Genomic DNA, 6,049 nt, shown 5'->3' with positions numbered 1-6,049 from the left:
CTCCTCTGACAGGCTCCTATTTTTAATTTCAGCCATCCTTCTACCTCCTCAGCATAATCCACTCTTTATTATACAGCAATTATCATATATATGACAATATAATTTGATATATAAGCTTATTGTGATTTTAATGTCCCTATTTTATGCAGGGATTTATCCTTGTGCTTTTTTTAATATTTCTAGGTTTAGATGTTCCCCAATACAAAAAGAAACCCCTTAGGAAAATACCTAAAGAGTTCCTTTTACTTTACATTTAATTAATGGTCTCCATCCTTGTTGACACTCTTGATCAACTCATCCATGTACATACCTCTTTCAATAGAATCATCTATTTTGAAGATAATTTCAGGTGCATATCTAAGCTTGACCTGTCTACCTACCTCTCTTCTTATATAGCCCCTAGCTGAGTTTAGACCCTCTAAAGAGGCTTCCTTGTCCCCACCTAGTATGCTTATATATACAAAGGCATATCTTAGGTCATTTGTAACCTCTACATCAGTTACACTGATCATTGAAGTGATTCTTGGATCTTTGATTCCATTAATCAGCATGGTGCTGACTACCTTTCTTACTTCTTCACTAATTCTTTTTATCCTGTTTGAAGCCATATTATACCTCTCTTTTCTGAGGCACTATTAGTCTAGAGTTCTTTCGACCTCTTTAGTGATATACGCCTCTACTACATCACCCGGTTTGATATCGTTATAGTTAACAAAGCTTAGACCACATTCGAATCCCTGGGCTACTTCCTTTACATCATCCTTGAACCTCTTTAAAGCAGCTAGCTCGCCTTCATGGATGATTATACCATCCCTAACAATCCTAACCTTAGAGGCTCTCATTATCTTACCTGACGTTACATAACAGCCGGCAACTGTTCCTACACCAGATATCTTATATATTTCTCTAATTTCTACCTTACCTGTATCTTCATCTACATAGTCAGGATCCAGCATACCACTCATGGCAGCCTTCATATCCTCAATTGCCTTGTATATGATTGTGTAAGTTCTTATATCAACAGATTCCTTTTCAGCTACCTGCTCTGATCCTGATACTGGCCTAACATTAAAGCCTATGATTATGGCATTAGATGCAGATGCTAGTAATACGTCTGATTCTGTTATAGCACCAACTCCGCCGTGGATTACCTTTATGGCAACTTCTTCGTTAGATAGTTTTTCTAAAGACTGCTTTACAGCCTGTACAGAGCCCTGAACATCAGCCTTTATTACTATATTAAGGTCCTTAACCTTTCCTTCCGACATCTGGGCAAATAGGTCATCAAGAGATATCTTTGAAGAAGCCTTCAACATTTCCTCTCTCTGCATTGCCTGCCTCTTTTCAGCTATAAGTCTAGCTGTCTTGTCATTTGGTGTTTCGGCGAACTGGTCACCACCAGCTGGAACTTCAGATAGACCAAGTATTTCTACTGCTGTAGAAGGACCTGCCTGCTTGATCCTCTTGCCCTTGTAGTTAATCATAGCTCTAACCTTACCAGATGCTACACCCGCAACTATTGGATCTCCAACGCTTAGAGTACCACCCTGTACTAATACAGTTGCAACTGGACCCCTTGCCTTGTCGAGTTCTGCCTCTATTACAGTACCAACAGCCCTCTTGTTAGGATTTGCCTTTAGCTCCTCTACCTCAGCTACAAGAAGTACCATTTCTAGCAGACTTTCTATATTTATCCTCTTCTTGGCTGACACTTCTACAGAGATTACATCTCCACCCCAGTCTTCAACCAAAAGTCCCTGTTCAGACAATTCCTGTTTTACCCTTTCTGGGTTAGCACCTGGCTTGTCTATTTTATTAATTGCTACAATTAGAGGAACATTCGCTGCCTTGGCATGGTTTATTGCCTCTATTGTCTGTGGCATGATACCGTCATCTGCAGCAACTACAAGGATAGCTATATCTGTAACCTGGGCACCTCTTGCCCTCATTGATGTGAAGGCCTCATGACCTGGTGTATCCAGGAATACTATCTTCTGACCATTTATCTTGACCTCAGATGCACCTATGTGCTGGGTAATACCACCAGCTTCTCCAGATATTACATCTGTATCTCTAATTGCATCTAGAAGGGATGTCTTACCGTGGTCAACGTGACCCATTACTGTTACCACTGGTGGTCTAGGCACTAGGTCCTTTTCATCATCCTCTTCCATTTCCATTAAGGCCTCTATTTCTAGCTCTTCTATTTCTGAGTTATCAGACCTCATTAGGGTAAAGCCAAATTCACTACATACTAGGGCAGCTATATCAAAGCTTATTTCCTGGTTTATAGTAGCCATAGTACCCATCTTCATCAATTTCATAATTACTTCTGAAGCTGGTCTATCCATCTGAGTTGCAATTTCTTGGACAGTTATCTTGCCCTCAACTTCAACTACATTACCCTTGGCTTCCTTTATTTCTTCATTCAGCATTTCTATAAATAGCTGTAGGTTTTCACCCTCTAAATGTTTCTTATCTTCTGTTGTTTCTACACCAAAGTCATTAATTTTTTTTGCGATTTCTTTTTCGCTCATCTTATAATCTTCGGCAATATTTTTTATGCTAGTCTTAGACATAAAAACCACCTCCTATATCTGAGTCCCATCTAACAAGATTAATATCTGGTCTGACATTTTCTTGTCCTTTATTCCAAGTACAGCCCTGGGACTTTTTCCTATAGACCTGCCCAATTCTTCCTTGGTTCCGAATTGTCTGCAGGCTATATTTCTATAGCTGGACTTGTCTGTGAATAATTTTTTAGTGTTGGCTGATGCATCATCAGCTATTATAATTAGGCTTAGTCTCATTTTTTTAAGGTCTCTTAGGGTTGTATCATCACCTGATACCAGGTTTCCCGACCTCATAGCTAGACCCAACCATGAGTATATTTTTTTTTCCTGCATGCTACTAATCCTCTAGCTTTTCTAGTTGGCCTAGTAGGTGTTCATATACTTGGTCATCTACATCCATCCTAAATGCCCTATTCAGTTGCTTAGACTTGATGGCCTTTGTTAGACATTCCTGGTTGGCACATACATAGGCACCCCTACCATTGGCCCTGCCTGTAGGATCTATAAATATTTCATTTTCCTTATTTTTTACGACCCTAATTAACCCCTTTTTTGCATCCCTAGTTTGACAAACTATACACTTTCTCTGGGGTACTTTTTTCTGCTTTTGCATTGGACACCTCCAACATATATCTTACCTATAGTGACTTTTGACCCTATAGGCCTATTACCAGTCTTACTCTTCTATTTCTTCCTTAGCTTCTTGAACCTCTAGTTCTGAAGTATCATTGGCTTCTTTAGACTCTACCTGGTCATCATTTACTTCCTCAGCCTTTAGTTCAGCCTCTTTTGCCAATCTCTTAGCTTCCTCTTCAGCCGCTATCTGGTTGTTTTCTATTTCCTCTAGTAGGGCAGCCTCTTCTTCTGGACCAAATTCTGATTCTGGCTTGATATCAATCTTCCAGTTAGTTAATCTAGCTGCTAGTCTTGCATTCTGACCCTCCTTACCAATGGCAAGTGATAGCTGGTAGTCTGGCACTATTACTATGGCAGACTTATTTGATTCGTCCACAAATACCTTTGTAACCTTTGACGGACTAAGGGCAGCTTCTATAAATGTAGATGGGTCATCACTATACTTAACTATATCTATCTTTTCATCTCCAAGCTCGTCAACAATGTTTCTTACCCTGGCACCCTGCGTACCTACACAAGCACCAATTGGATCGATCTTGTCGTCTATAGACTTTACAGCCATCTTTGTTCTAGATCCAGCCTCTCTAGAGATAGACTTGATATGGACGATACCTTCCTGAATTTCAGGGACTTCCATTTCAAAAAGTCTCTTTACTAGGCCAGCATTAGACCTTGATAGTAATATCTGAGGATTCTTGTTAGTCTTGTTTACCTCAAGGACATAGAATTTCATATTGCTACCTATCCTATAGTCTTCACCCCTAATTTGTTCGCTCTGTAGTAGAATGCCCTCACCCTTACCTATTTGGACAAAGACTATCTGCTTGCCATCTCTTGATGAAGTCCTAGATATTTCTCCAGTTACTAGTTCATCCTGCTTTTCTAGGAATTCATTATATGTCATTTCACGTTCAGCCTCTCTTATCTTCTGAACTACTATCTGCTTAGCTGTCTGGGCCGCTATTCTACCAAAGTCTCTTGGAGTTACTTCATGCTCAATTATGTCACCAAGCTCATATGACTGGTTGATTTCCCTAGCCTCAGATAGCTCAATTTCTAGGAAGTTATCGTATAGGTCTGACTCGTCTACAACCACTCTCTGAGAATATACCTTTATATCACCTGTTTCCCTATTCATATCTATTCTGACGTTCTGGGCAGAACCGAAGTTCTTCTTGTAGGCAGATGTCAATGCCTGTTCTATAGTTTCTAGCAATACATCCTTGTCTATTCCCCTATCTCTTACAAGCTCATTAAGGGCCTCCATAAAATCTTTGTTCATTCTTACCTCCGATTTATTTACCTATTTAAAATACAACTGCCAGTCTTATCTGGGCAATTTCTTTTCTATCAAATTTCTTTTCTGTATCACCTATTGATATTACTACCATACCATCTTGATCAAGACCTATTAATTCAGCTTCAAACTGCTTAGTTTTTAGGTCTTCGTCATTCTTGTAAAGCTTAACTTCTACAGTCTTGCCTGCATACTTACTAAACTCCTTGTCCTTCTTAAGGACCCTATCTATACCTGGTGAACATACCTCTAAGAAATAATTATCTTCTATGTAGTCTTCTTCATCAAGTATAGGGTTTATTTCCCTACTTACCTTTTCACATTCGTCTAGGCCTATTCCATTTTGGTGGTCTATAATTACCCTTAGGTAGTATACACCCGCTTCCTTGACGTATTCAACATCAACAAGCTCATATCCAAAGCCTTCAACGCTTGGCCGAATCTTTTCTTCAACCCTCTGCGCAATGTTTTTCTTCATAGCACACCTCCTATTCAATTGTCAAAATATTAAATTGTCTATATCAGGCCTGTCAATATACCACTATTAGTAGTGATTTGTCAGGCAATGATACCAGCATGAAAAAATGTGAGCCAAAAAAATGCCTCACATTTAAAACACATATTCAATACATATATAATACCATACTTTTTAAGCATTTTCAAGGCATTTCAAGTATTTAGTTGAATCGTTTTAATTCATTTAGTTCAAAGGTCCACTGAGGTGTTACCATCTTACCAGCCTTCTTGACCTGGTCTAGGCTATACCAAGGACTCAATTCCTTATCAGCCTTATTTACTAGGACCTGTGTCTGCTGAGCTGGCATATAGGACTGGGCTAGCATAAATACCTTCTGACCCTTATGGTTTTCAGCCATGTCTATAACCATAATAGCATGACCTACCCTCTTAGTCCCTGGAGTTCCACCTCTTACAAAGACATCTCCTATCTGCATATCGTCAATATCTACATCATGAGTATCTTTTACCAAGGATAGGGTGCCACAGTAGCCATAGACAAGATTCATAAACTTCTTATATACAGCCTCTGAACTATCTGGTTCTGCCATCAAAAAGTACTGACCTGATTCAGGATCTACCCTGTATCCCTTGGTATACTTAGAAAAATCTGCCACACCTGATGATACAAAGTTAAACTTAATTTTGTCATACTGGCCTGATTTATATAGGTAGTCTCCCCTAAACTTAAAGCAAGCATCTGCACAGTGAAGGAGATTTTTTCCGCCTAAGTCTATATCAAATACTGAATCATATACACCCTCTGATGGTTTAGCCTTACCATTATAGTAATAAGACTTTTCCCCATATTTTTTTAACTTTTCCTGTCTTAAAAATTCTCCAAATGAGTCATTTGCAACCTTAACCCTTGTATAGCCCTCAGGTGTCTTGTACCTAGTTTCTATATTATCTCCATCCTTATTAACTAGGCTCTTGACCTGGCTAGTGCTTGTTTTAGTCCCCTTTGTGTCAGTAGAAGATTTATTGTCCCCACAGCCTGTAAGTGATATTGACATTCCTAGGCATA

General features: G+C 39.2%; 7 protein-coding genes. All 7 read right to left on the bottom strand.

What is annotated here, in order from left to right:
* Positions 1-257: 257 nt before the first annotated feature.
* On the bottom strand, positions 258-608 hold the full coding sequence (rbfA, locus tag ACW6OJ_RS07130) for a 30S ribosome-binding factor RbfA (protein WP_293428922.1): 351 nt from the start codon (positions 606-608) through the stop codon (positions 258-260).
* Between the two features lie 27 nt (positions 609-635).
* On the bottom strand, positions 636-2,579 hold the full coding sequence (infB, locus tag ACW6OJ_RS07125) for a translation initiation factor IF-2 (protein ID WP_455104193.1): 1,944 nt from the start codon (positions 2,577-2,579) through the stop codon (positions 636-638).
* 12 nt (positions 2,580-2,591) lie between these two features.
* Positions 2,592-2,906, bottom strand: coding sequence for a L7Ae/L30e/S12e/Gadd45 family ribosomal protein (locus ACW6OJ_RS07120; protein WP_293428926.1), 315 nt, complete (start codon positions 2,904-2,906; stop codon positions 2,592-2,594).
* 4 nt (positions 2,907-2,910) lie between these two features.
* Positions 2,911-3,186, bottom strand: coding sequence for an RNase P modulator RnpM (gene rnpM / locus ACW6OJ_RS07115; RefSeq protein WP_293428928.1), 276 nt, complete (start codon positions 3,184-3,186; stop codon positions 2,911-2,913).
* 63 nt (positions 3,187-3,249) lie between these two features.
* Positions 3,250-4,491, bottom strand: a complete 1,242-nt coding sequence (gene nusA, locus ACW6OJ_RS07110) for a transcription termination factor NusA (protein WP_456096147.1) — start codon at positions 4,489-4,491, stop codon at positions 3,250-3,252.
* 25 nt (positions 4,492-4,516) lie between these two features.
* Positions 4,517-4,984, bottom strand: a complete 468-nt coding sequence (locus ACW6OJ_RS07105; RefSeq protein ID WP_456096146.1) for a ribosome maturation factor RimP — start codon at positions 4,982-4,984, stop codon at positions 4,517-4,519.
* Positions 4,985-5,183: 199 nt separating this feature from the next.
* A partial coding sequence (locus ACW6OJ_RS07100) for a DUF4846 domain-containing protein (RefSeq protein ID WP_456096145.1) occupies positions 5,184-6,049 on the bottom strand: 866 nt, incomplete at its 5' end.

Source organism: Peptostreptococcus sp. (assembly GCF_977045075.1).
This window is presented reverse-complemented; position numbering and strand designations above follow the sequence as displayed.